Origin of the sequence: Sorangium sp. So ce693, from assembly GCF_051521375.1 — a bacterium.
GTDB lineage: Bacteria > Myxococcota_A > Polyangia > Polyangiales > Polyangiaceae > Sorangium > Sorangium atrum.
In genome coordinates this window covers 24,002-48,267 of the sequence record NZ_CP150347.1, presented here as the reverse complement: position 1 = coordinate 48,267, position 24,266 = coordinate 24,002, and the positions used below count along the sequence as shown (strand labels likewise).

The 24,266-nt window shown below is 70.4% G+C and carries 18 protein-coding genes, 1 tRNA gene and 1 pseudogene; 12 read left to right on the top strand and 8 right to left on the bottom strand.

Going from position 1 to position 24,266, the window contains the following annotated elements; genetic code table 11:
- Window positions 1-58 precede the first annotated feature (58 nt).
- Window positions 59-1,579 (bottom strand): RNA polymerase factor sigma-54, encoded by a 1,521-nt coding sequence (gene rpoN / locus WMF14_RS00175; RefSeq protein ID WP_272097078.1) that lies wholly within the window; start codon window positions 1,577-1,579, stop codon window positions 59-61.
- A gap of 343 nt (window positions 1,580-1,922) precedes the next feature.
- On the opposite strand from rpoN, the gene WMF14_RS00170 reads away from it, so the two are divergent.
- Window positions 1,923-2,681 (top strand): Crp/Fnr family transcriptional regulator, encoded by a 759-nt coding sequence (locus WMF14_RS00170; RefSeq protein WP_437798124.1) that lies wholly within the window; start codon window positions 1,923-1,925, stop codon window positions 2,679-2,681.
- Here WMF14_RS00170 and WMF14_RS00165 read toward each other — a convergent pair.
- A complete protein-coding gene (locus WMF14_RS00165) occupies window positions 2,635-3,342 on the bottom strand; it encodes a response regulator (RefSeq protein WP_437798122.1) in 708 nt (235 codons plus the stop codon). The two genes, WMF14_RS00170 and WMF14_RS00165, sit on opposite strands and share 47 nt — an antisense overlap.
- Before the next feature lie 457 nt (window positions 3,343-3,799).
- Between WMF14_RS00165 and WMF14_RS00160 the strand changes: the two genes are divergently transcribed.
- From WMF14_RS00160 to WMF14_RS00140, 5 genes are all read left to right on the top strand, one after another.
- Window positions 3,800-3,884, top strand: a tRNA-Leu gene (locus WMF14_RS00160).
- Between the two features lie 340 nt (window positions 3,885-4,224).
- The gene (secA, locus tag WMF14_RS00155) at window positions 4,225-7,260 is read left to right on the top strand and encodes a preprotein translocase subunit SecA (RefSeq protein ID WP_437798120.1); all 3,036 of its coding nucleotides are present in this window, start codon (window positions 4,225-4,227) and stop codon (window positions 7,258-7,260) included.
- A gap of 137 nt (window positions 7,261-7,397) precedes the next feature.
- The gene (gene fsa, locus WMF14_RS00150) at window positions 7,398-8,048 is read left to right on the top strand and encodes a fructose-6-phosphate aldolase (RefSeq protein ID WP_437798118.1); all 651 of its coding nucleotides are present in this window, start codon (window positions 7,398-7,400) and stop codon (window positions 8,046-8,048) included.
- Entirely contained in the window at window positions 8,020-8,676 is a 657-nt protein-coding gene (gene ybeY, locus WMF14_RS00145; RefSeq protein ID WP_437798116.1) for an rRNA maturation RNase YbeY, read from the top strand. Before fsa ends, ybeY begins: the two co-directional genes overlap by 29 nt.
- 64 nt (window positions 8,677-8,740) lie before the next feature.
- A complete protein-coding gene (locus WMF14_RS00140) occupies window positions 8,741-9,049 on the top strand; it encodes an HU family DNA-binding protein (RefSeq protein WP_272097071.1) in 309 nt (102 codons plus the stop codon).
- Here the strand turns inward: WMF14_RS00140 and lnt are convergent.
- Both lnt and WMF14_RS00130 read right to left on the bottom strand, forming a co-directional pair.
- The gene (gene lnt, locus WMF14_RS00135; protein ID WP_437798114.1) at window positions 9,036-10,793 is read right to left on the bottom strand and encodes an apolipoprotein N-acyltransferase; all 1,758 of its coding nucleotides are present in this window, start codon (window positions 10,791-10,793) and stop codon (window positions 9,036-9,038) included. The genes WMF14_RS00140 and lnt overlap by 14 nt on opposite strands.
- 138 nt (window positions 10,794-10,931) lie before the next feature.
- Window positions 10,932-11,843, bottom strand: coding sequence for an outer membrane beta-barrel protein (locus tag WMF14_RS00130; protein ID WP_437798112.1), 912 nt, complete (start codon window positions 11,841-11,843; stop codon window positions 10,932-10,934).
- A gap of 236 nt (window positions 11,844-12,079) precedes the next feature.
- On the opposite strand from WMF14_RS00130, the gene WMF14_RS00125 reads away from it, so the two are divergent.
- The 3 genes from WMF14_RS00125 (at window position 12,080) to WMF14_RS00115 (ending at window position 16,210) form a co-directional block, all read left to right on the top strand.
- On the top strand, window positions 12,080-13,279 hold the full coding sequence (locus WMF14_RS00125) for a class I SAM-dependent rRNA methyltransferase (RefSeq protein WP_272097067.1): 1,200 nt from the start codon (window positions 12,080-12,082) through the stop codon (window positions 13,277-13,279).
- 10 nt (window positions 13,280-13,289) lie between these two features.
- Window positions 13,290-14,144, top strand: a complete 855-nt coding sequence (locus tag WMF14_RS00120; RefSeq protein WP_272097066.1) for an HAD family hydrolase — start codon at window positions 13,290-13,292, stop codon at window positions 14,142-14,144.
- A gap of 182 nt (window positions 14,145-14,326) precedes the next feature.
- Window positions 14,327-16,210, top strand: a complete 1,884-nt coding sequence (locus tag WMF14_RS00115; protein ID WP_272097065.1) for a serine/threonine-protein kinase — start codon at window positions 14,327-14,329, stop codon at window positions 16,208-16,210.
- A 219-nt stretch (window positions 16,211-16,429) separates the two neighbouring features.
- On the opposite strand, the gene WMF14_RS00110 is transcribed toward WMF14_RS00115, so the two are convergent.
- Both WMF14_RS00110 and WMF14_RS00105 read right to left on the bottom strand, forming a co-directional pair.
- Window positions 16,430-16,753 carry a CxxC-x17-CxxC domain-containing protein gene (locus tag WMF14_RS00110; RefSeq protein ID WP_272097947.1) on the bottom strand — a complete coding sequence of 108 codons (324 nt, stop codon included), beginning with the start codon at window positions 16,751-16,753 and terminating at the stop codon, window positions 16,430-16,432.
- Between the two features lie 138 nt (window positions 16,754-16,891).
- Window positions 16,892-17,032 (bottom strand): annotated as a pseudogene (locus tag WMF14_RS00105) (zinc-ribbon domain containing protein); the annotation flags it as partial.
- A 367-nt stretch (window positions 17,033-17,399) separates the two neighbouring features.
- Here WMF14_RS00105 and WMF14_RS00100 point away from each other — a divergent pair.
- The 3 genes from WMF14_RS00100 to WMF14_RS00090 are packed head-to-tail and all read left to right on the top strand — an operon-like array spanning window position 17,400 to window position 22,598.
- Window positions 17,400-18,821 carry a hypothetical protein gene (locus WMF14_RS00100; protein ID WP_437798109.1) on the top strand — a complete coding sequence of 474 codons (1,422 nt, stop codon included), beginning with the start codon at window positions 17,400-17,402 and terminating at the stop codon, window positions 18,819-18,821.
- Between the two features lie 25 nt (window positions 18,822-18,846).
- On the top strand, window positions 18,847-20,643 hold the full coding sequence (locus WMF14_RS00095; RefSeq protein WP_272097063.1) for an ABC transporter ATP-binding protein: 1,797 nt from the start codon (window positions 18,847-18,849) through the stop codon (window positions 20,641-20,643).
- 29 nt (window positions 20,644-20,672) lie between these two features.
- Window positions 20,673-22,598 (top strand): ABC transporter ATP-binding protein, encoded by a 1,926-nt coding sequence (locus tag WMF14_RS00090; RefSeq protein WP_437798106.1) that lies wholly within the window; start codon window positions 20,673-20,675, stop codon window positions 22,596-22,598.
- 11 nt (window positions 22,599-22,609) lie between these two features.
- Here the strand turns inward: WMF14_RS00090 and WMF14_RS00085 are convergent, their stop codons facing one another.
- Together WMF14_RS00085 and hemB are read right to left on the bottom strand one after the other, a co-directional pair.
- Complete coding sequence (locus WMF14_RS00085; protein ID WP_437798104.1) at window positions 22,610-23,122, bottom strand: hypothetical protein; 513 nt, start codon at window positions 23,120-23,122, stop codon at window positions 22,610-22,612.
- A 66-nt stretch (window positions 23,123-23,188) separates the two neighbouring features.
- On the bottom strand, window positions 23,189-24,172 hold the full coding sequence (gene hemB / locus WMF14_RS00080) for a porphobilinogen synthase (RefSeq protein ID WP_272097060.1): 984 nt from the start codon (window positions 24,170-24,172) through the stop codon (window positions 23,189-23,191).
- Window positions 24,173-24,266: the final 94 nt, after the last annotated feature.

Genomic DNA, 24,266 nt, shown 5'->3' with positions numbered 1-24,266 from the left:
TCGGGGCCGTGAGGGTGGGCGTGGCGAGGGGCGGGCGACCGCGGCCGGCCGCCGCGGCTCAGAACATCTTCTTGCGCTTCGACGAGCTCAGGATGCCGAGCATCTCGCGGTACTTGGCCACGGTGCGGCGGGCGATCTTGATGCCGTCCGTCTCCTCGAGGATCTTGACGATCGCCTGGTCGCTGTAGGGGTTCGACTTGTCCTCGGCCACGATGATCTTCTTGATCGCCTGCTTGACGCTCTCCGAGGCGATGTCTTCGTCGGCGACCCTGTGGATGGATGAGTTGAAGAAGTACTTCAGCTCGAAGAGCCCCTGGGGCGTGTGCACGTACTTGTTCGACGTCACGCGGGAGATGGTCGACTCGTGCATGCCCACCGACTCGGCGACGTCCCTGAGGATCATGGGCTTCAGGTAGCCCACGCCGCGCTCGAGGAACTCGCGCTGCTTCTCGACGATGCACTCGGTCACCTTGATGATCGTGCGCCGCCGCTGCTCGATGGCCCGGATCAGCCACTGCGCGCTCCGGAGCTTCTCGCTGATGAACTCCTTCGCCTTCGGGTCCCGGAGCATCCGCTGGGCGAGGTTCTCGTTGATGTAGAGCCGCTGGAGCCCCTTGTCGTTGTCGGTGACGACGAACTGGGTGCCGTCCTTGATGACGTATACGTCCGGGGTGATGGCGATGGTCTTCTCGTCGACCTCGGCGAAGTTGCGCGCCGGCACGCTCTCCAGCTTCTGGATCTCCTGGACCGCGTCGTAGACGTCCTCCAGCGGGATCTTCAGCGCCTTCGCGATCGCGGGGAAGTTGCGCCGCTCCACGTTGTGGAGGTGGTCCTTGATGATGGCCATCTCGATGTCGTCGAAGCCCAGCACCTCCGCCTGCACCCGCAGGCACTCCGACAGGTCGCGGGCCGCGACCCCGACCGGATCGAAGCGCTGGATCATCGACAGCACCTCCTCGGCGTCCTCGGGGTGGAGCTCCGCCTCCCGCGCCAGGTCCACGAGGCTGATGTCGGGCCCCTTCGTGCCGTCCGGACGTTCGCCCCCCTTGAGGTCGAGGTACCCCTTCTCGTCGAGGTTGCCGATGACGAGCAGCGCGAACTGCCGCTCGTTCTCGACGAAATCGCTCATCTGGAGCTGCCAGAGCAGGTGGTCGCGCAGGTTCGACGGCTTCGTCAGGTTCTGGTCGATCGGCGGCAGCTCTTCGAAGCCGCCCCGGTGCGCGGGCATGGCCTGCTGGAGCTGCCTGTTTTCCAGGAATTGCTCCCAGTCCACCTCCTTGACCCGCTTCTCCGTCTCGCGCGCCGCGATGTCGGTGTCTCGGTCGAACCGCTCGCCGTTCTCGAGCCGCTGCTCCGTGGGCAGGTCGGCGTTCCTCCCCCGCTGATCCGCCTTGTCGCCGTCCCGCGCCTTCGGGTCGGTCATGTCGTCCGCGAGGACAGGGTTGCCGTCCAGCTCCTTCCTGATCTCGTCGACCAGCTCGAGCCGTGAGAGCTGCAGCAGCCGGATGGCCTGCACCAGCTGCGGGGTCATCACAAGCTGCTGCGACAGCTTGAACTGGAGCTTCATCTCCATGCCCATGAGGAGCTCCTTCTCTCAGTTCGCCGCCAGCGCCACCCGCCGAACGGGGGCCGGGGCATTGCGCGAGGTTCGTGCCATCGAGTGTCTCATTGGTGGCCTCACCCCCAACGTAGCATCGAACGGGGCAGCGGCCCGGGTCTTGCTTTCACGTCTGCACCAAAAAATAGCGCAGGGCTTGCATCCTACACCGCTGAACATGGTTTCAGCCTTCGCCGCGGTAGATTTTTCGCCCCGCGCGGAGCTCTGCCCGCAGCCAGTTCGGATTGGCCCCCATCTGCCGATCGTTGCACTATCGGCCGTCGATCGGGAGGCTTGAAATCCCGAAAGGTTGGGCGAAGGCGCGATGGGAAAGCCGAAGGTGCGCGGACCTACGCGCGGGCACGGGATGGAGGGCGTGCGCGGCGGGGCGTCGTCGCCGGATGTCGAGAAGGAGCGGATCCTGTCTCGCTCGCCCCTCGCGTCGCTGGCCTCGCCGAGCCGGCGTGCGCTGTTCGAGCTCGGCAGGGTCGAGCGGCTCACGCGCAGGCAGTGCGTTTGCCAGCAGGGTGCGCCGCCGAGGCACCTGTTCCTGATCGGGGCGGGTCGCGTGAAGGTCGAGCGCGTCGCCGACGGTCGGGTGGTTCCGCTCGGGCACCGCGGGCCCGGCGACCTCGTCGGCGAGGGCGCCCTCGCGGGCGCGACGGTCTCCTCCGAGAGCGCGACGGTGCTCGACGAGGGGGACGCGCTCGTGGTGCCGCTCGCCGGTCTCGAGCGGCAGCTCGCGTCCGACGCGGCGCTCCGCGGCGCGCTCGCCGCGGCGCTCGTGGCGCGCAAGCTAGACACCGAGGCGCGCCTCGGCTCGCTGCTCCTCTGCACGGTCGAAGCGCGCCTGATCGAGTTCCTCCGCGCCGCTGCGCGGCGCTGGGGGCAGCCCCACACCGCTGGACAGCTGGTGTCGGCGCCGTTCACGCACGCGGACATCGCGCTGCTGATCGGGTCCACCCGCGAGACGGTCACCCTGCTGCTGGGCAAGCTGAAGCGCGCCGGCCTGATCGCGTTCGACCGGCGGCGGATCGTCATCCGGGATGGCGAGCACCTCGAGGCGCACGCCGCGACGGCCTGAGCGTCCGCCCGGAGGGGCCGCTGCGCGGCCTGCGCTGGAGCCGGTACACCGCGGCGCCGTTCGGCTCGATGAAGGTGCGCCGCTCGGCGGGGCGGCCTCCCGCGCCTTCCACGCCCGCCGCAGCGCCAGGCGCGCTCGGGCGGCTCCCCTCCAGTTCGCCGATCTCGCCCTGGACCAGACGGAGGCGAGGAAAGATCCCGGACTGCGTGGATTCCCGGGCGCGGAGGTCGACGAAGATCGTGCTGAGCAGCCGACCGAAGGCGTACGGCTTGAGCAGGACCTCGCTGACGTCGTCCGTGCCGTCGCACGAGACCGGCTCTTCGGCACAGAAGATGACCCGCCGGGGCATCGTGCCCTCGCGCCGCAGGCGGCCCAGGATCTCCCGGGCGCCTTTCGTTCCGGGGGCGAGATCGATCAGCGCGACGTCGTAGACGCGCTCGCGGGAGAGGGAGATCGCTTCCTCCAAGGTCGCGGCCGGGCTGACGAGCGCGCCGCGGTTGCAGAGGAGGAGCGCCGTGGCCCTCCGGAGGACATGGTCCTGATCGAGGAGGAGAACGTTCGGTTGGTACGTCATCGGGTATCCCTGCGGCTTGCAGTCGAATTGCCCCGCATCGACGAGGACGGCGACGAGCGCGCCCCCTCCGTCGTTCAGCGGCAGCATCCGCGTCCGCGGACGGTCCCCCCTTCGCAACGCACGTGCCGAGGGGGAGGCGCCGCCGCCGCCCGGGCCTCGTTTCCCCTGTTCTCGGCGGCAACCCGGTCGTTCGAGCGTCGCTGCCGGTGAGGCTGCCCCGCCGACCCCGGGGCCGCCGCTGTGCCCATTTCGCGCTCCCTCCGCAGCGCCTCTCCGCCCCGACGAAGAGCGCCCCCCCACCCTGTCGGCTTGCCCACCGCGTCCTTGGCCGTCGGTGGGCGGTTCGTGCGCACGGGCCAGCCCAGGTTTGCGGCCCCTCCAGGGCGGCGCGGTCCGCCGATCCGCCGGTTGCTCCAGGCTCGACGTACCGCGGGCCACATGTCCGGACCGCTCGCGCTGCCCCGCCGTGACGCGTTCGGCGCAACGCAGCAAACTGATTTTCCCGCTTGATGAGGCTGGCGTGGGGTGCCACAAGCGTCCGCGCGCACGAGTGGCGGAATTGGTATACGCACCGGTTTTAGGTTCCGGCGCCGCTAGGCTTGGGGGTTCGAGTCCCCCCTCGTGCACCACGGCTTGGCGCCTGGAGGACTCGACCAGCTCGCGGCGTGACGCGCCGCCCCGGGGCGCCTCCGCCGGGTAGCCCGGGACGGTCGTGGTCCGCTGGGCGCGCGGCGCGGGGACGAGCGTTCGTCGTCGAACCGCGCGCGGATTTGAGGACGAACGCATGAAGGGGCCCGGGCCGCGGAACCTCGGACGGCCTCCGGCGGCCTCCAGCGGATCGCCTCGGCGGCGTGGTCGACCGCGCGCGCGGTCCCGGAATTGCGCGACGCCCGCGGCGCGACTACGTTCGCGTTCCTCGGCCGGACCCTCTCCTCCCACCTGACCGCCGCGGAGCCAAGGCACGTAAAGATGTTCACTTGGGCGATGAAGAAGATTTTCGGCACCTCGCACGAGCGTGCCATCCGCCGCATGCGACCCCGGGTCGAGGTGATCAGCAGGATGGAGCCGGAGCTGCAGAAGCTCTCGGACGCCCAGCTCCGGGCAAAGACGGCGGAGTTCAAGGAGAAGCTCGCCAACGGGGCGACGCTGGACGACATCCTGGTCCCGGCGTTCGCGGTCTGCCGCGAGGCGTCGAGGCGCGCGCTCAAGATGCGCCATTACGACGTGCAGCTCATCGGCGGCATGGTGCTCCACAACGGCTGCATCGCCGAGATGCGCACCGGCGAGGGCAAGACGCTGGTCGCGACGCTCCCCTGCTATCTGAACGCCCTCGAGGGCAAGGGCGTCCACGTCGTCACGGTGAACGATTACCTGGCGCGGCGCGACGCCGAGTGGATGGGCAAGCTGTACGGCTTCCTCGGCCTGTCGACGGGCGTGGTCGTCAACCAGCAGGGCGACGCCGAGAAGCGCGACGCGTACCGCTGTGACATCACGTACGGCCAGAACAACGAGTTCGGCTTCGACTACCTGCGCGACAACATGAAGTTCTCGGCGCTCGAGTACGCGCAGCGCCCGCTGCACTATGCGATCGTCGACGAGGTCGACTCCATCCTCATCGACGAGGCGCGGACTCCGCTCATCATCAGCGGGCAGGGGGAGCGCTCGAGCGACAAGTACCGCACGATCAACGAGGTGATCCCGCAGCTCCGGAACGAGGAGCATTACGCCGTCGACGAGAAGGCGCACTCGGTGACGCTGACCGACGAGGGCGTGGAGACGGCAGAGCGGCTGCTCGCCTCGCTCCAGGTGCTCAAGGGCACGAACCTCTATGATCCGGTGAACCTCGAGACGCTGCACATCCTGAACCAGTGCTTGCGCGCGCACACGCTCTACAAGCGCGACGTCAACTACATGGTACGCGACGGCAAGGTGCTCATCATCGATGAGTTCACCGGCCGCGTCCTGGCGGGGCGCCGGTGGTCGGACGGCCTGCATCAGGCCGTCGAGGCGAAGGAGAACGTCCGGATCCAGGAGGAGAGCCGGACGATGGCGACGATCACCTTCCAGAACCTCTTCCGGCTGTACAAGAAGCTCTCCGGGATGACCGGCACCGCGGACACGGAAGCGGCGGAGTTCCACAGCACGTACAAGCTCGACTGCGTCATCATCCCCACGAACAAGCCGGTGGTCCGCGTCGACTACGAGGATCTCGTCTACAAGACCGAGAAGGAGAAGTTCACGGCGGTCATCAACGAGATCCTCGAGAAGCACGAGCTCGGCCAGCCGATCCTGGTGGGCACGACGAGCGTCGAGAAGAGCACCGCGATCAGCCGGATCCTGACGAAGCGGGGCGTGAAGCACAACGTGCTGAACGCGAAGCACCACGAGAACGAGGCCTACGTGGTCGCGCAGGCGGGCCGCAAAGGGGCCATCACGGTCTCGACCAACATGGCGGGTCGCGGGACGGACATCATCCTGGGCGGCAACGCGGAGATGCTCGCCAAGCTCAAGTTCAAGGAGCAGAACCGCCAGCCCGAGGCGGAGCCCGAGGCGTTCGAGGCCCTGGTCGACGAGCTCAAGAAGGAGTGCTCCGCCGAGGGCGACGAGGTGCGCGAGATCGGCGGGCTGTACATCCTGGGCACCGAGCGGCACGAGTCGCGCCGCATCGACAACCAGCTGCGCGGCCGCGCCGGCCGCCAGGGCGATCCCGGGACGTCGAAGTTCTATCTGTCCCTCGAGGACGACCTCATGCGCATCTTCGCCGGGGATCGGGTGAAGAACCTGATGGAGCGCATGGGCATGCCCGACGACGAGCCCATCGAGCACCCGTGGGTGACGAAGAGCGTCGAGAACGCGCAGAAGAAGGTCGAGGAGCGCAACTTCGACATCCGCAAGAACCTGCTCGAGTACGACGACGTGATGAGCGCGCAGCGCAAGACGATCTACGACATGCGCCAGTCGCTGCTCGTCGGCCGTTACTCTCCCGAGATCATCGACGAGGAGGGGAAGCCGACGGGCGAGAAGCGGACGATCAAGCCGCTCGCGTCCATCGTGGAGCTGGTCCGGCCGGACGTCGGCTACCTGCTCGGCATGTTCGCGAACGACCCGGTGATGCCGCTCGACGCGGACGGCAACCGGCGCGAGATCGTGCGAAAGGACTTCGAGAAGACGGAGCGGTTCGTCGAGCTCGAGAACATGCAGCGCGAGATCTACACGCGCTGGGGCGTGAAGCTCGAGCTCGAGTCGCGCGCCGACAAGGTCCTCGAGATCTACGACGAGTGCTCGGAGCTCATGCCCCTGGCGCTCACCGAGCAGCGCGAGCGGCTGCTCGATCTGATGGACCGGATCATCGGCGCGATGGTCGAGGAGTCGTGCCCGGCCCGCAAGCCGCCGGAGGACTGGGACTGGGGCGGCATCTTCCAGGGCTTTCGCGAGCACTTCGGCGTCGAGCTGCCGGACGACATCGCGCACATCGGCGACCAGGAGACGCTGGCGCGGGAGCTCTACGACCGCGCCGAGAAGGCGTACGAGAAGCGCGAGGAGGAGATCGGCGTCGAGCTGTCGCTGCGCATCTTCCGCCACCTCTACCTGGAGGAGCTCGACAAGGCCTGGGTCGACCACCTGACCGACATGGACCACCTCCGCGACGGCATCGGTCTGCGCGGCTACGGGCAAAAGGACCCGAAGCAGGAGTACAAGAAGGAGGGCTACAACATGTTCGTCAACATGGTGGCCCGCGTCTCCTCGAACGTGGTCACGAAGCTCTTCAGCGTGAACGTCAGGCGCGCCGAGCAGGAAGAGGCGCAGATCGAGGCTGCGGATCGCGAGCGGCACGCCGCGGCGCTGCTCGACGCCGTCGCGCAGCACGACGAGTCCCTCCCGATCGGCGCGAACCCTGCCCCGGCGCTCCCGCAGCCTGCCGTCATGCAGGAGCAGGAGTGCCCCTGCGGCAGCGGCCAGCCGTTCAACAAGTGCCATGGCGTCGAGGACGAGGCGACGGCCTGAGCCGGCGCTTCCTGCCCGCTCCGCCTGATAGCTAGAACGAGGCAGCGAGGGCCCCTGCCAGGCCCTTGCTCCTCGGCATCTGACCCCCGCATGAACACCGCCTGAGGGCCGATCCATCGGTTCCCGGAGGCAGCATCATGAAGGTGTTCATCGATTCAGGGGATATCGCGGAAATCAAGGAAGCACAGTCGATGGGGATCATCGACGGCGTCACGACCAACCCGTCGCTCCTCGCCAAGGCCGGCAAGCCGACGAAGCGGGCGATCGCCGAGATCTGCGAGGTGGTCGACGGCCCCGTCTCGGCCGAGGTGGTGGCGGTCGAGAAGGACGCGATCCTCCGCGAGGGTCGCGAGCTCGCGAAGATTCACCGGAACGTGGTGGTCAAGGTGCCGCTCATCGACGAGGGGCTCAAGGCCGCCCGCATCTTCGCTTCCGAGGGCATCAAGACGAACGTGACCCTCTGCTTCTCGGCCGCCCAGGCGCTGCTCGCGGCCAAGGCTGGGGCCACGTTCGTGTCGCCGTTCGTCGGGCGCGTCGACGACGCCGCGGGAGACGGGATGGATCTCGTCCTGCAGGTCGTGACCATCTTCAGGAACTACGGCTTCTCGACGCAGGTGCTCACCGCGAGCGTACGGCACCCCGTCCACTTCGTGCAGGCCGCCATGATCGGCTCGCACGCCGCGACGATGCCGCTCAAGGTCATCAAGCAGCTGATCAAGCACCCGCTCACCGACGTCGGGCTCGCGCAGTTCTTGGCAGATGCGAAGAAGATCCCCGAGCTGGTATAGCGATCCCGTGGCCGAGAAGCGCAAGGAGAGCTCGGGGACGAAGCGCCGCGGGAGCCGCCCGGCGGCCCCCGCGGTCGTGTCCGTCACGACGCAGGGAGGGCCCTTCAAGGGGGTGTCGACAGCGGTCGTGCGCCGGCGGGCGAGCAAGATGCTCGCCCACCTCGCGTTGCAGGGCGTGGAGCTCTCCGTCGCCTTGGTGAACGATGAGGCCATCCACGAGCTCAACCGCAGCTACCGGCGCAAGGACAAGCCGACCGACGTCCTCGCCTTCCCGCTGCTCGACCAGAACGGAGCCAACTCGCGCAGGCGCGGCCGGCGGGGTCCCGTGGATCCGTCGGTGTGGCGCGGTCTTCTCGGCGACGTGATCATCTCGATCGACACGGCCGCGCGGCAGGCCGAGGAGCGCGAGCGCCCGCTGCTCGACGAGATCACGATGCTGCTCGGGCACGGCCTGCTCCACCTGCTCGGCTATGACCACAAGACCGACGCAGAAGAGCGGGAAATGACGGATTTGACCCGGGAGCTCGAGGTCGCGGCGGCGTCTCGAAGCAACAGCTCCACTGTAATCAAACCACATCGCAGCACCGCGACGCCAAACGCGACGCCAAAGAAGACGGGGGCGCGATGAGTTATCGCTTGCGATGCGAAACCTCGCTTGTTAAACGGACGCCCCCTTTCGACTTGGAGGAGACATGCCCGGTTCGAACAAGCTGACCAAGGCGCAGATGATCGTCGGTCTTGCCGAGGCCACCCACCTCGACAAGAAGTCCGTGGCCAGCGTGCTCGATGCGCTCGGCGAGCTGGTGAAGAAAGAGCTCGGTCCGGAGGGGCCGGGCGAGGTCACGGTTCCGGGCCTCGTGAAGATCAAGGCGAAGGAGATCCCGGCCACGCAGGACCGGGAAGGCGTCAATCCGTTCACGAAGCAGCCGATGACCATCAAGGGCAAGCCGGCGAGCCGCAAGCTCCGCGCGGCGCCCGTCAAGGCGCTCAAGGACGGCTGAGCGGCGCGTCCGTGGCCGCAGCTTGCGTCGCCGCATCGGGCGGCGCGAGCTCCGGGGGCCCCGCAGGCGGTCGCGCCCCCGAGCTGACGCCCCGGGCTCGTTGCGGGGCCTTCGCTGTGGAGCGTCGCGCCCGGAGCGCACAGCCGATGCTCGCGAGGGCGAGCAGCGTCGCCATCGGGGCGTCGCCCAGCCGGGTGTAGAGCGTCAGCGGCGTGTCCCTGATCGAGGGGGTCGCAAAGGTCACCCCCGGCGCTGCGCTCTCGTCGCGGCTGCGCACCACGCCTCGGGCGTCGATCCACGACACGACGCCGAGGTTCACGGCGCGCACGAGATCCCGGCGCAGCTCGATGGCACGCATGACCGCGAGCCTCGCGTGCAGCTCGGGCTCGGCGCTCCCGGTGAACCAGGCGTCGTTCGTGATGTTGACGAGGAGGCTCGGGGCGAGCGTCCCGGTGATCCGCCGCCCCACCCCGGTGAGCGTGTCCTCGTAACAGTTGAGCACCCCGATCCGGAGCGCGGGCCCGTGCTCTCGGGGCAACGTGAGGGCGCGCGGCTCTACGCCCGGGATGAGCCCGCCGCTCTTCTGGAAGATGCGCCGCAGCCAGGGCAGGTAAGCGCCGCCCGGGACCATCTCGCCGAACCAGAGCAGCTGCAGCTTGTCCTGCGTCGGCTGCATGCTCCCATCAGGGAGCACGAGGGTCGCGGAGTTGTAGCTGTTCCGTTCCTCGACGCCGTCGGCGGCCTTCACGGGCGGCGCCTGGGTGATGAGCCCCGCGAGGACGGGGCCGCGGATGTCGGGCCCCAGGATCGCTCGACCGCCGCGCGGCGCCTGCCGGGCGCTGTGCGAGAGGGGGTAAGGATACGCCGCCTCGGGCCAGAGGGTGAGCTCTGCGCCGCCGGCCTCGGCCTCCCGGGTGAGCTCGTGCAGGGTCCGCAGGATCCGCGGGTGGTTCTTCGCCTGCCAGCGCTCATGCGGCCCGACCGCCTGGTTGACGAGCGCGACCCGCGCCGTCGGCAGGCCGGCGCTGGCGCGCTCGACCGCGGCCATCCGCAGCGCACCGTGAACCGCGAGCAACCCGAACAGCGCGACGCTCGAGAGCGCCGGGTAGAGGATCGCTCGGGGCAACCGAAGGCGGACGGGCCGCGATTCCTGAGCGAGCGCGCTCTCGAGCGGCCGCCCGCCCGGCGCTCTCCCCGAAGCGGCCAGACCGGCGCGGGTGAGCAAGGCCGCCCCGACGGCGAACAGCACGGAGACGCCCCGCTCGCCGATGAGGTCGGCGAGCTGCACGAGCGCCGGCCAGGGGCTCATGAGACCGGCAGGAGTCCAGCCGAAGACGGTCGGGATGGCCACGGCGGCGAACACGCCGGTCGCGAACGCGAGCTCGAGGGGAGCGCGCAGCCGCCGGATGAGCGCGCTCGTGATGCCGCCGCAGACCGCCCAGACCAGCGACTGAGCGGCCGCGAGCAGCACCAGCGCGAGGTACGAGGCGGCCGCGCCGAGAGGTGTGAACCGCTGGATGACCTCTGGCACGAAGCGCAGGCCCACGATGCCCGCCGCCGTTCCCCACACAGCGCCGCGCCCGAAGGCGCGCCAGACCGTCGGGGCGTCGTGGACGGCGGCCGCCAGCAGGGCGAGGCCAACGATGACGGCGGGGACCAGATCCGTGGGCGGCGCCGTGAGGGCGAACGTCGCGCCGCCAGCAAGCGAAAGGAACAGCGGGGCGCGGCCACGGAGCGCGCGCATGATCGAGGCCTGGGGCACGATGCGGCGTTATACCGCGTGGAGACGGTCCGGACCGCGACCGCGACGACAGCCTGGCCGAGAGCAGGACGGACGCGCGCACCGCACGGTCAGGGCGGACAGGAGGCTATGACGAGCCCCTCACCAGTAGATGCTGAGCCCGCCGCGGAAGAGCCCGCCGCCCGATGTATTGGTCGTGCGGCCGGTGTCCGGATCCGTGAACTCGGGAACGAGCCCACCGTCCGTACGGCTGCGCACGAAGCCGAGCGCATCGACGTTCAAGGCGATGCGAGGGGAAAGCCGGAACTCGAGGCCGATGCCGCCGTGCGCGCCGAAATAGTCGTACTCCGTATTCGGAACGAACTCGGTGCTGCCAGCCGCGGCCTCGCTCGAGGAGCGATCGACCTCGGCGTGCGCGATGTTCAGGCCGCCCATGAAGTAGAACTGGGTGCGGCTGCGCGGGTTGACGAACAGCATCCCGCTCAGCGAGAGCGGCACCTCGGTCCGCTGGTCGCCGTTGTAGTCCGTGCCCGCGAGGAAGTCGGCGCCTGCGTCGATCGCAAACGCCGGGACGGGCCGGTAGCGCAGGCTGATCCCGACGCCTCCCATGCCAGCGTCCTCCGCGCCGCCGTGCTCGCGCCCCAACATGACGCCCTCCATGCGGAGGTTGATCCCCCAGTGGCGCCGCCAGCGCCGCTTCACCGGCGGAGGCGGCGCCGGGGGCGCCACGCGGCGCACAATCACGCGCGGCGGAGGGGCCGCCCCAGGCGTCACGACGATCACCTGAGGAGGCGGGCCCGACGGCGAGGTCTCGTAGACGACGACCGGCGGGGCGGGACGAGCTCCTCTGGCCGGCGGCGGGGGCGGCGGCGCCTCGGCAGGCGCGGCCTCGGCAGGAGCGGCGGGCGGAGGTTCTGCGGCGGGATCGCGAGGCGGCTCCACTTCCTCGCAGAACCACGCGCCGGGAGGACAGTTGCTGTCCTCCTGCGCGAACGCGCTCATCGGCGCGGTCATCGCCACCGCAACAAGGGCATGGGTCAAGCAACGGCGCATCGGGCGACTCCTCTTCGGTGCAGGGAAGTTAGCAACCGGGATGCCATCGACCATCTTGCGGGATCGTCGTCACCATGGCCACGCAGCACGCCGGCGTGCATCGGCCGCCACGGCGCGCTGTGGCGGAAGGTTCACACGCGCGCCGTTCCGCAGGGTACTAGCTCCCACGGCAGACGTCACGGCGCGGTCGCCCCCGTCGGGAACCCTGCCAACATCGAGACCGATCGGATTCCATCATGCCTACGGTTACGTTGAAGCAGGGTCACGTTCGGCCGGTGTGGTCGGGGCATCCCTGGGTGTTCGCTCAGGCGGTCGCGCGCATCGAGGGCGGCGCGGTGGCCGGGGACGAGGTCGTCGTCACCGACCCCTACGGCAGCGTGCTCGGGCGCGGGCTCTACACCCCGCGCTCGGCCATCCCGGTGCGCATGTACACGCGCGAGGACAGGCCGATCGACGCGGCCCTGTTCCGGCACCGGATCGAGCGCGCCATCGCGCACCGCCGCGAGCTCGGCCTGCCCGCGCGGGCGCCTGGCCACGAGACCGACGCCTTCCGGCTGATCCACGCCGAGGGGGACGGCCTGCCCGGGCTCATCGTCGATCTGTTCGGCGACGTGGTGGTCGTGCAGCTCGGGACGATCGGGATCAAGCGCCGCGAAGGGGTGATCTTCGACGCCCTCCAGGCGGCGCTCTCGCCCCGCGCGATCGTGGACAGGACCCCGGAATCCCTCGCGAAGCTCGAGGGGTTCACCGCCGACGCGGGCGTGGTGCGCGGCGATCCCGGGCTCGATCAGCTCCGGTTCGTCGAGCGAGGGCTGCGGTACACGATCCCGCTCGCGCTCGGCCACAAGACCGGGTTCTACCTGGACCAGCGGACGCTGCGGACCCGCGTCGAGCAGCTCGCCCACAACCGGCGCGTGCTCGATGCGTTCTGCTTCGTCGGCACGTTCGCGATGGCGGCGGCCCGCGGCGGGGCGAGCGAGGTCCTCGCGATCGACGAGAGCGCGACGGCGATCGAGGTCGGCGCGGAGTGCGCGCGGGAGAACGGGCTGCTCGACCGGATCAAGTTCACGCGCGACGACGCCCGCAAGGCGCTGCAGAACGCGTCGAGGCAGGAAGGCTACGATCTCGTCATCTGCGACCCCCCGAAGCTCGCGGGCACGCGGGCCTCCAAGGACACCGCGCTCACGGCGTACCGGCGCCTCGCGGCCGGGGCGTGCCGCGCCACGCGCCCGGGCGGCGTCCTCGTGCTCTGCTCCTGCTCCAGCGCCGTGAGCCTCGACGATCTGACCCGGGTGCTCGCGCTCGGCGCGCGCGACGCGCGCATGCAGGCCGCGGTGTTCGACCGGCACTTCCAGGGAGGGGATCACCCCGTCCCCGCCGCCTTCCCCGAGGGGCTCTACCTGAAGAGCCTCATCGCGCGCATCGACGCCCTCTGACGCTCGCCCGATGAAGCCGCTCTCCCTTGTGCCTCCCGACGCCGCGCGCGCCCTCGCCGGGGTGATCTTCGATCTCGACGACACCGTGCTGGATCACGGCGCCCTCACCGAGGCGGCGTACGCGGCGCTCTTCCGTCTACGCGAGACGGGGCTCGCGCTGATCGCCTGCACCGGCAGACCCGCCGGCTGGGGAGAGGTGCTCCAGCGGCAGTGGCCGATCGACGCGACGATCGTCGAAAACGGAGCCGTCGCGCTGGTCCGTGAGCAGGAAGGCGACGTCTCCGGCCATCGGGAAAGGCACGCCCAGCGCGCCGGCGCAAGCCGCGTCGTCACGCTCGACGACCTGGACCGCGAAGCGCGGAGAGCCCGTCGGGCCGAGCTCGTCGGGCTCGCCAATGACATCGTGCGTCGTTTTCCGGCGGCGGCGCTCGCCGACGACAACGACCAGAGGGTGACCGACGTTACCATCGACATCGGGGAGCATCGGCATGTCCCGCCCGAGGACGTGCAGAAGATGCGCGCGGAGCTGCGCGAGCGGGGGGTGAGGACGCTGCTCTCGAGCGTCCACCTCCACCTGACGCGCGACCCGTCGGACAAGGCCACGGGGATTGTGCGCCTGCTCGCCGCTCGGTTCGGTGAGGACCCCACCCGGGCGCGGCACCGCTACGCGTTCGTCGGCGACAGCGGCAACGACGGCGTCGCCTTCGCCGCATTCGTGCTGACCTTCGGGGTGGCCAACGTGCGCGCCCACCTCGGCAAGCTGTCCGTGCCGCCGCAGTTCGTGGCGTCCCTCCCCATGGGCCGCGGGTTCGGGGAGATCGCCCAGAAGATCGCCGAACTGCGGAAGAATGCACCCGAACCGTGATCTTGCCGCGCGCAAGTCACTTCGCGCTGCGATCCGCCCCACACCTGACGCAGGTAACCTAGCCGCAGCACGCACCGACGGAATAGGATCGGCTTTCGGGAGGGGCGTGCCTCCCAACCCTTTACAGGGACGCGTGTTCTCGGGGACCATGACGTTGGTCCCTCGCCCGCCAGCGGCAGCAGATGGCGTTTCGACCCCCGACCCCCGGCCTCCTCGTCGACAACAAGTACCGCCTCGCGGAGCGCATCGGCGGGGGCGGCATGGGGGACGTGTTCCGGGCGGAGCACGTGCTCGCAGGTCGCGCCGTTGCGATCAAATTCCTCCACCCCGAGCTGGCGGACAACTCGGAGCTCTCCCACCGGTTCTTCCAGGAAGCGCAGGCGGTCAATCGGATCCGCCACCCGAACATCGTCGACGTGATCGACGCCGGCGTCGGCGAGCTCGGTCCGTACATCGTGATGGAGCACCTCGACGGCGAGTCGCTCGGCATGGCGCTCGCGCGCTTCGGTCGCCTCGACATGGAGGCCGCCGTCGGCGTCGCGATCCCGGTGCTCGAGGCGCTCGACGCCGCGCACCGCGCGGGGATCATCCACCGCGATCTCAAGCCCGAGAACATCTTCATCGCCTTCGATCCGAGCCGCGGCTCGGCCGTCGTCCGCCTGCTCGACTTCGGCATCGCCAAGGTGCTCGACTCCGACGGTCCCTCGCCGCGGACGCGCACGGGCGTCGTGTTCGGGACGCCCGACTATCTCTCGCCCGAGCAGGCCACGGGGGAGTCGCCGCTCGACGGTCGGAGCGATCTCTTCTCGGTGGGCGTGCTGCTCTACGAGGTGCTCACGGGCACGCGGCCGTTCCGCGCGCCGACCGCCGTGGCGACGGCGTTCCGCGTCGTGCACGCCGAGGTGCCCACGCTCGCCTCGGCTGGCGTGACCGTCGACCCGCGGCTCGAGGCGATCGTGCAGCGGCTCTTGCAAAAGGATCCCGCGAAGCGGTTCCAGACGGCGGGCGACGTCGTCCGCGAGCTCGAGCGCGTCGCGCCTGATCCGCCCCGAAGGACGACGGCGCTCGGCAGGCTGATCAACGTGCAGCGGCGGATGGCGCTGAGCCTGGGGAACGCCCCGGAGAACGAGCGCGATCGCCTCTCGTCCTCGCGCGATCGATCGCGCCCGGGGTTCGACGTGAACCCCCCGCCGATGCGCATCTCGCCGTCGATCGTGCCGGGCGGGCGCGTCACCGAGGCGCCGCCCGGGATGCGGCCGTCCTCCGAGCCAGCGAAGCCCGCGCCCGGCGTGACGCTCTCGAACGCGCTGCGAAGCCGCGGCTCGGAGCCCACGATGCTCTCGCAGCGCGGCGAGTCGCTGCCCACGGTGCGCAGCGCCGATCTCGGCCTCCGGGCCGAGCCGACCGTCCGCAGCGCGGACTTCGGCTCCCTGATGAACCGGACACGCGACACGCGGCGGCCCAACGTCACCCCGGTCCGACCGCTGCCGGCGCGCTTCGCTGGGCAGTACCAGGTGCGCGGCCCGGTGCTGCGGAGCGTGGATCGCACCATCGTCGATGAGTACGGGAGGAGCGCGCGCGACGAGGTCGTCTCGCAGATGCCGCTCCGCTACGCCGACGACTTCAAGCACGACTCGATCAACGCGCTCGTCGGGTACGAGCTCGAGGCGCTCGACGCTTACATGGAGCTCGCGACATCGCTGGTCCTGCGCGATCTCGAGCGCTGGCGCGACATCGGCAGGCTCGGCGTCGGCGGCGAGCTGCACAGCCTCGTGCGCACGCTGTTCGCTCGCCCGCTGACCGACATCGCGTCGCTCATGCGCCGCGGGACCTCGATCTGGTCGCGGCTCTTCACGTTCGGCTCGTGGCGCGTGGCGACTGGCCCGACCGGGCGGGTCACGCTCCACATCGGCGACTTCGACCCTGCTTCGCTGCCGCTCCGGCTGTGGGTCGTGGGGATGGTCGAGGAGACAGCGCGACGCGCGTCCGGCGGCGGCGTGAAGGTCACGATCACGCTCGGCGAGCTCGGCTTCACCTCCGAGCTCGCCTGCGAGATCAGCCTCTAGCTCCGCCCGCCCGAAGTCCGGCCAGAGATGGCGGGACTTCGGCGCCGCTTCGCGGCGACCTCGCGCCGGCGGCCCTGGCCTCGGTTCCTCGGGGCTCCGCCCCGCTCCGCGCCGCGCCGGCCGCACCAAGAGCGGCCGCGCCGCGCCGGCCGCACCAAGAGCGGCCGGTGCTCGGGGATGTGCCGCGGCGCGATGGCTGCGCGTCGCTGGAGGCGTCTCTCAGGAAGGCTTGCGCGCGCGGTAGCACGCCTGACAGAACACGTCGCGGCCCTCGACGGGCTTGAACGGGACCTCGCCCTCGGAGCCGCACGACTTGCAGGTGATCGAGAACGTCGGACGAGTACGCGGCGCGCGGGGCTGCTGCGCCGGGCCGCGGCTCGGCGCAGCAGCGCGGCGCTCACCGGCGAACGAGGGGGCGCGGTAGTTGCCATCATCTCGGAAGGGCGCGCCGCCGCGCGGACGATTCGGGTAGTGGCTCGGCACCGCCCAGGTGGGCGTCAGCCCCGAGTACGCGTCCTGCATCGGGCTGCGGTACTCGTTCACGTCTCCCGTGTAGCGCGGCTTCCGAGGCTGGCCGTCGCCGCGCGCCAGGCCGCGATGCCCCCCGGCACCTCGGGCCGGACCAGGGCGCTGGCGCTCCGCTGCGCGAGCCGGCGATCCGCTCTCCCCTCGATTGTCCTTGCGCGCACGGCGGCAAGTCCGGCACCGCTTGGGCGGAGCCGCGAGCTTCCGTTCGGCGTAGACGGCAGCTTCCGCAGCCGAGAATAGGAACGACGTGCCGCAGCTCGCGCAGACAATGTGCTCGTCTCGATGCTGTTCCATGATTCCTCTTTCGTCAGGCCGACGGGCCTCGCAGGCTCACGGGCTCGGGTGACTCGGATGACTCGGGTGACTGGAGCGCCCGGAGCTGCCCCGCTGCGCTGGAGAAGCGCGATTTACGCGGGGTTCTACGTGATATCGGTGGGATCGCCCTCTTGATGGGGCACGGGAGTGCCTACGGTGACATGCTTGTCAGGGCGGTCAAGCGTGCCGCCTCCACGCAACGCCAGGATCGATCGCGCGGCGCGGAGCTTTGATTTCGAAGCTCCTCACGATACCATCCGCGCGACTTTCACGAGGAGCGCAGCTCCTCCCGTGACGGACCACGAGCCGCATCTGCCCACGCCGCGCATCGCAACCAGTCGAAGCAATGAGCCATCCCTCCCTGCACCTCACCGCTCGTGACTTCGACGCGTACGCCGCCGAAAAAGCGACCTCGAAGGCCTACTCACGCCCCCGCCTCGAGGTGAAGCAGCGCGCGCTCGCCTGGGCGCGCGGCGTCGTCGCCCGGCTCGCCGAGCTCGGCATCTCGGTCGACGTCCATGGCTCGGACGAGCACCCCTCGATCCGCAACAAGCACCGGGCCGACTGCCAGTGGGTCTTCTTCTGGCGCGATCAGGCGGCGCGCGACGAGCTCGATCGCCTCCTCGACCGCGGCCGCTCGATCTCCGACGCGATCGACGATCCGAGCCCCTTCACGCGGCACGCGTTCCTCGCGCTGCGCATCTCGGAGAGCGAGGTGCAGGTGTGCTTCGCGGTCCACCCGGACGCGAAGGTGGACGTCGACAACCTCCGGGCTCGCCTCTCGGCGACCGAGGAGGCGACGGGCGCGCCGGCCTCGCCGCTCTCCGCGGAGCTCACGAGCGCGCTCCACGCGCTCCCGGAGCAGTTCTCGTTCGGCGCCGCCGGCGGCGATCGCGTGGCCTGCAGCGCGGCCACCCCGGACGCGATCGCCGAGATGCTCCGCCGCGCCGCCGACGGCCAGGTGCCGCTCTGGATCGGCTGGGCGGTCCCGCGCGAGACGGCGGTCGAGCACGCCGACATCCTCGACGAGCAGCTCGAGGACGCGCTCGTCGCGCTCGCCCCGATCTACCGGCTCGTCGCGTGGTCGCGCGAGAACGACCGCATCGCGCTCGACCGCAAGCTCGAGGGCATCGAGCAGGAGCGAGCGCGCGCCCACGCCGAGATCGAGGCCGAGAACGAGCGATGGCGCTCCGAGCAGGCCAGAGCGCGAGAGCGCTCGATGGAGCAGGCGCGAGCGCGCGGCGATGAGCGCGTCGAGGCCGCTCTGCCCGCCCGCCGACCGACCCTGGCGACGCTGTTCAAGTCGCCGAACAACGCCGGCGCTGGCGCTGGCCGCGGCGGAGAGCCGCGGCCCTCGCTGAAGCGCGTCGGAGAGGGCGTCACCCCCGCCCGGCGAGCGCCGCAGGGCGAAGCGGAGCAGCAAGCGAAGGTCGAGGCTCCGCAGAAGCCCTCGGCCGATCACGCGCCGCGAGCGCAGCGTGGTCCGTCCGGCGAGCCAGACGCTGCAGCGAAGGTCGCCCCGGAGCCCGCGAAGGGCGGCGTGCTGGAGAAGGGCAGCCGGGTCCGCGTGCGACGAGGCCCGTTCGGCGACAAGATCGGCGTGGTGAGCGAGCTCGACGGGCGCGGAGGCGCGCGCGTCCTGCTCGGCCTGCTCTCGACGAGGCTCGAGCTCGACGATCTCGAGCTCGTGGTCGATGGAAGAGATCGGCCCGCGCTCTCGACGTCGCACCGCAAGCCGCTCGCACCGACGCCGCGCAAGGCGCGCTGAGCGTCGCCGCGCAGCCCCCCACGCAATGGTCAAGCGCGATCCATCAACCTACCCTGTCGGCCTCGGCGCACAGTTCCGCAGCAAGCTTCCGCTCTACCTGACGGGCGCGGCGCTGCTCGCTGCGCAGCAGTTCCTCATGGCCAGGCGAGATTTCCTGGTCAAGGACGCCGTCGACGCCGCCGTGAAGGCGCAGTCGAGCGAGGCCGCGCAGGCGGCGCTCGTCATGCTCGCGGTCAGCGTGGGCGCCGCGATCATGCGCGTGTTCTCGCGGGTCACCATCTTCACGGCGGGCCGCAACGTCGAGTACGAGCTCCGGGCGATCCTGCTCGCGCGCCTGCACAAGCTCGGGCCGTCCTTCTTCCGCAAGATGGCGACCGGCGACATCATGAGCCGGGCGACGAACGATCTGACGCAGGTTCGCCTCCTCCTCGGCTTCGGCCTGCTGAACGTCGTCGGCTCGATCTTCGCGTTCACGAGCGCCCTGTACGTGATGCTCCACATCTCGAAGAGGCTCACGCTCGCGGCGCTCCTGACGATGCCCGCGCTGATGCTCGTCACCCGGTCGTTCTCGACCAAGCTCTTCGCCCGCACCCGCGACAACCAGGAGGCGATCGGCGCCATGAGCGACCGCGTCCTCGCGAGCCTCGCGGGGGTCAGGGTCGTCCGCTCGTTCGCGCTCGAGGCGTCCGAGATGGCCGCGTTCACGAGCACGAACCAGGGCTACCTCGAGAAGAGCCTCGCGCTCGCCAGGCTGCGCGGCTCCATGGGGCCGCTCATGGGGGCCATCAGCTCGGTCGGCGTGCTCATCGTCTTCTGGTACGGCGGGCGGCTCGTGCTGGAGCAGCAGATGACGAGGGGGGACTTCGTCTCCTTCTGGCTGGCGCTCTTGCGGCTCACCTGGCCGATGCTCGCCCTCGGCTTCGTCGCCGCCATCGTCCAGCGCGGTCGCGCCGGCTACGTCCGGCTCAAGGCGATCTTCGAGGCCATCCCCGAGGTCGTGAGCGGCCCGATGCCCTCCCCCGATGTCGTCCGCGGCGCCATCTCCGTCAAGGAGCTGACGTTCTCCCACGGCGCGAGGAAGGTGGTCGACGGCGTGAGCTTCGAGGTCGAAGCGGGCAGATCGCTCGCCATCGTCGGGCGCACGGGCTCGGGCAAGAGCACCATCGCCACGCTGCTCGCCAGGCTCATGCCCACGCCGCGCGGCGCTGTGCTCCTGGACGGCGTCGACATCTGCGACCTGCCGCTCGACACCGTGCGCGCGAGCATCGGCTACGCGCAGCAGGATGCGTTCCTCTTCTCGACGACCGTGGCCCGCAACATCGGCTACTCCCTCGACGATCCGGACTCGCCCGCCGCGTTCGAGACGATCCGCGCGGCCGCCGCCGAGGCCGAGGTGCTGAACGAGGTGCTCTCGCTGCCTGACGGCTTCGACACCGTGGTCGGGGAGCGTGGCGTGCAGCTGTCCGGCGGACAGCGCCAGCGCGTCGCGCTCGCCCGCGCGCTGGTGCGCGAGCCGAACGTCCTCGTCCTCGACGATCCGCTCTCCGCCGTCGACGCGAAGACCGAGCAGGCCATCCTCGCCGCGATCGAGCGGCAGGCCGCGCGACGGACCGTCATCCTGATCACCCACAGGGTCGCGGCCGCGCGGCGGTGTGACGCGATCGTCGTGCTGGAGCAGGGTCGGGTCGTCGAGCGCGGCACGCACGACGAGCTCGTCCGCGCGGGCGGGATCTACGCGTCGTTCGCCGAGGAGCAGCAGCTCGAAGAGGATCTCGCGACCTTCGATGCGTCGCCGCCCTCACAGCCGGTGGGGCTCTCGTGACGCAACCGGCACACGGAGACAGCCCGACGATGCGGTCGAAATCTGGCAGCGTCTCGGCCGCGGGCGAGGCGGGCGCGGGCCCGCGGCGGCCGGCGCAGGCGGCGACGGCCAAGGGCCGCGGGGCGACGAAGGCGAGCCGCACCGAGGACGTGCTGAGCCGGTTCCACGAGGAGACACGGCTCGGCGAGGCGTACGACGCGCGCATGCTGCTGAGGCTGTGGCCGTTCGTGCGCCCGCAGGGCAAGCACCTCGCGGTGTCGCTGGCGCTGCTCGTCCTCACGGCGCTGCTGGCGCTCCTGCGCCCGCTCATCATGCGCGACGCGCTCGACGCGTTCGACACGCCCGCCGGGCTCGATCACCTCACGCGCAGCGGCCTGTTGCTCACGGGCATCATGCTCCTGGAGCAGTCGCTCGCCTTCCCGCAGCTCTACCTGATGCAGCTCGCCGGCGCGCGCGCGATGGCCGACCTGCGCGTGCGCGTCTTCGGCTTCCTGCACACCCGCCGCCTCGGGTTCTTCGATCGCACGCCGGTCGGCCGGCTCGTCACGCGCGTGACGAACGACGTGGACGCGATCGGCGAGATGTTCGCGTCCGGCGCGCTCAACGCGTTCGGCGATCTCCTCCGGCTCTTCGTCATCGTCGCGGTGATGGTGTCGCTCGACTGGCGCATGTCGTTGCTCGCCTTCGCGGCGGTCCCCCCGGTCGCCCTCGGCGTCAACTGGACGCGGCGGCGGATGCGCGACGCGTTCCGGGAGGTGCGGGCGAAGACGGCCAGGATGAACGCGTACCTCAACGAGCAGGTGTCCGGCATGGCCGTCGTGCAGGCCTACGCCAGGGAGGAGCGCTCGGCCGAGGAGTTCGACGAGATCAACGCGGCGTACCGCAACGCGAACAACCGCTCGATCGTGCTCGACGCGACGCTCGACGCCGCCATCGAGATGGTCTCGAGCGTCTGCATCGCAGCGGTGCTCTGGTACGCCGGCGTGAACAGCCTGAAGGACGAGATCTCGTTCGGGACCTTGTTCGCCTTCGTCGCCTACATCGACATGTTCTTCGTCCCGATCCGCGATCTCTCGGCTCGGTACACGCTCCTGCAGTCCGCGATGGCCGGCGCGGAGCGCGTCTTCGAGCTGCTGGACAACAAGGACGAGGACGCGACGGCGGCGGCGGCGACGAGCGGCGGCGACGCGACGAGGCCAGCGGACGAGGGCGTCGCGTTCGAGCTCGACAACGTCGGCTTCGGCTACAAGCCAGGCGTGCCCGTGCTGCGGCACGTGTCGATCGCGGCGAGGCGCGGCGAGAAGGTCGCGCTGGTCGGCGCGACCGGCGCCGGTAAGAGCACCGTGGCGTCGCTGCTGCTCCGCCTCTACGACGTCGATGAGGGCGTCGTGCGGGTCTTCGGCCGCGACGTCAGCGCGTACGCTCGCGACGAGCTGCGCCGCCAGTTCGCCGTCGTCCCCCAGGACGTGTTCCTGTTCCCGGGCACGGTGCTCACCAACGTCGCGGCCGGCGACGCGATCCCCGATCGGGCCAAGGTGGTGAACGCGCTGAACCGCATCGGCGCCCTCGACCTCTTCGAGCGGCGCGAGGGCGGGCTCGACGCCCCCGTGCTCGAGCGCGGCAGCAATTTCAGCGCTGGCGAGCGCCAGCTGATCGCCTTCGCCCGGGCGCTCTACCGCGACCCGCCGCTCCTCATCCTGGACGAGGCCACGGCCAACGTCGACAGCGACACCGAGGCGCGCCTCCAGCGCGCCCTCGAGGGAGCCATGGAGGGGCGCACCGCGTTGATCATCGCGCACCGCCTCTCGACGATCCGTGCCGTCGATCGCATCGTCGTATTCCACAAGGGCTGCGTCGTCGAGCAGGGCACGCACGAGGACCTGCTCGCCGCGGGCGGCGTCTACAGCAAGCTGTACCGGCTGCAGTTCGCCCGGCAGGCAGCGACGAACGCCTAGGAGCGCGGGTCCTAGGGCTCCGCGCTCCCTCCGCCGGGATCGGCGTCGGCGCCGTAGCACCTGCTGACGCCGGTGCCCCCGGCGGCTCCCATCCCATCGCCGTCGGCGCCGGCCGCGCCTCCTGCGGCTCCGGTCGCGCCGTCATCGGCGCCGATCGCGCCCCCGGCGACCACCCGCAGCCAGTACTCGGAGCAGCTGCCGTTGACGATGATCAGGTGCTGGTCGTCCACGCAGGTCACCTCGGCCTGGTTGCCGGCCGCCTGCGCCAGCGTCCCGCCGCTCTTCGTACCGTCGCGCTCGAACGACAGGTACACCTGCCACCACCGCGGGCGCGCGCCGAGGTGATGCTTGAGCGCGTACCGCATGCCGCCCGGGAAGTAGAGGAGATCGCCGTCCGGCGCCGAGGTCTCGTAGATGCCCCCCTCCGGGGTGGCCTCGACGAACTCGATCGGCGGGTTCGATTCCTCGGACCTGTCGCACCTGTTCGGCGCGCACCCCGCCGCGAACGCCGCCGACGCGCCCACCGCCCAAGCGGCGGCCCATCTCAAGCGCTGCGCGGCGCTCCCGCCTGCGCCCTGGCTCCGCATCGCTCAGCCGAGCCAGCGCGCGGCGTCGAGCGCGTGGTAGGTGAGGATGAAGTCCGCCCCGGCGCGCCGGATCGACGTCAGCAGCTCGATCACGGCGCGCTTCTCGTCGATCATGCCGCGCTCCGCGGCCGCCTTGATCATCGCGTACTCGCCGCTGACGTTGTACGCGCCGAGCGGGAGCGTCGTCACCTCGCGCACGCGCGCGATGACGTCGAGGTACGCGAGCGCGGGCTTGACCATGAGCATGTCGGCCCCCTCTTCCTCGTCCAGCGCCGCCTCGCGCAGGCCTTCGCGGGCGTTCCCGGGGTCCATCTGGTAGCCCGCCCGGTCGCCGAACTTGGGCGCACAGTCGGCCGCCTCGCGGAACGGCCCGTAAAAGCCGGACGCGTACTTCACGGCGTAGGAGAGGATCGCCGTCCCCGTCAGCGACTCGGCGTCGAGGGCGCGCCGGATCGCGGCGACGCGGCCGTCCATCATGTCGCTCGGCGCGACAACGTCGGCCCCCGCCTTGGCGTGGACCACCGCCGCCCGCGCGAGCACCTCCAGCGTCGCGTCGTTGTCGACGTCCACCGCCCCGGACGCGTCCTGCCGGAGCAGGCCGCAGTGGCCGTGATCGGTGTACTCGTCCACGCACACGTCGGTGATCACGAGCAGCTCCGGCACGGCCTCCTTCATCGCCTTCACGGCGCGCGGCACGGGCCCGTCCGGATCGTAAGCGCTCGTGCCCGACGCATCCTTGATGCGCGGGAGCCCGAACAGGATCGTCCCGCCGATGCCGAGCTCCTTGCAGAGCCGCGCCTGCGCTGCCGCGGCGCTCACGGGAAGCTGCGAGACGCCCGGCATCGTCCCGACCGGCCGAGGCGCGTCGAGCGCCTCGTTGAAGAAGAGGGGGAGGATGAAATCTCCCGGATGGAGGGTCGTCTCGCGCACCAGGGCGCGGAGGGCGGGCGAGCGACGGAGCCGGCGCGGTCTCTTCGTGGGGAACACGGCGGCGGAGCATAGCAGCCCTGCGCCCGCGTGAGCCGCTCCGGTCCAGAGGAGCGCGCGATCCGTGGATCGCGTGGGCGCTGCGAATCGGTTA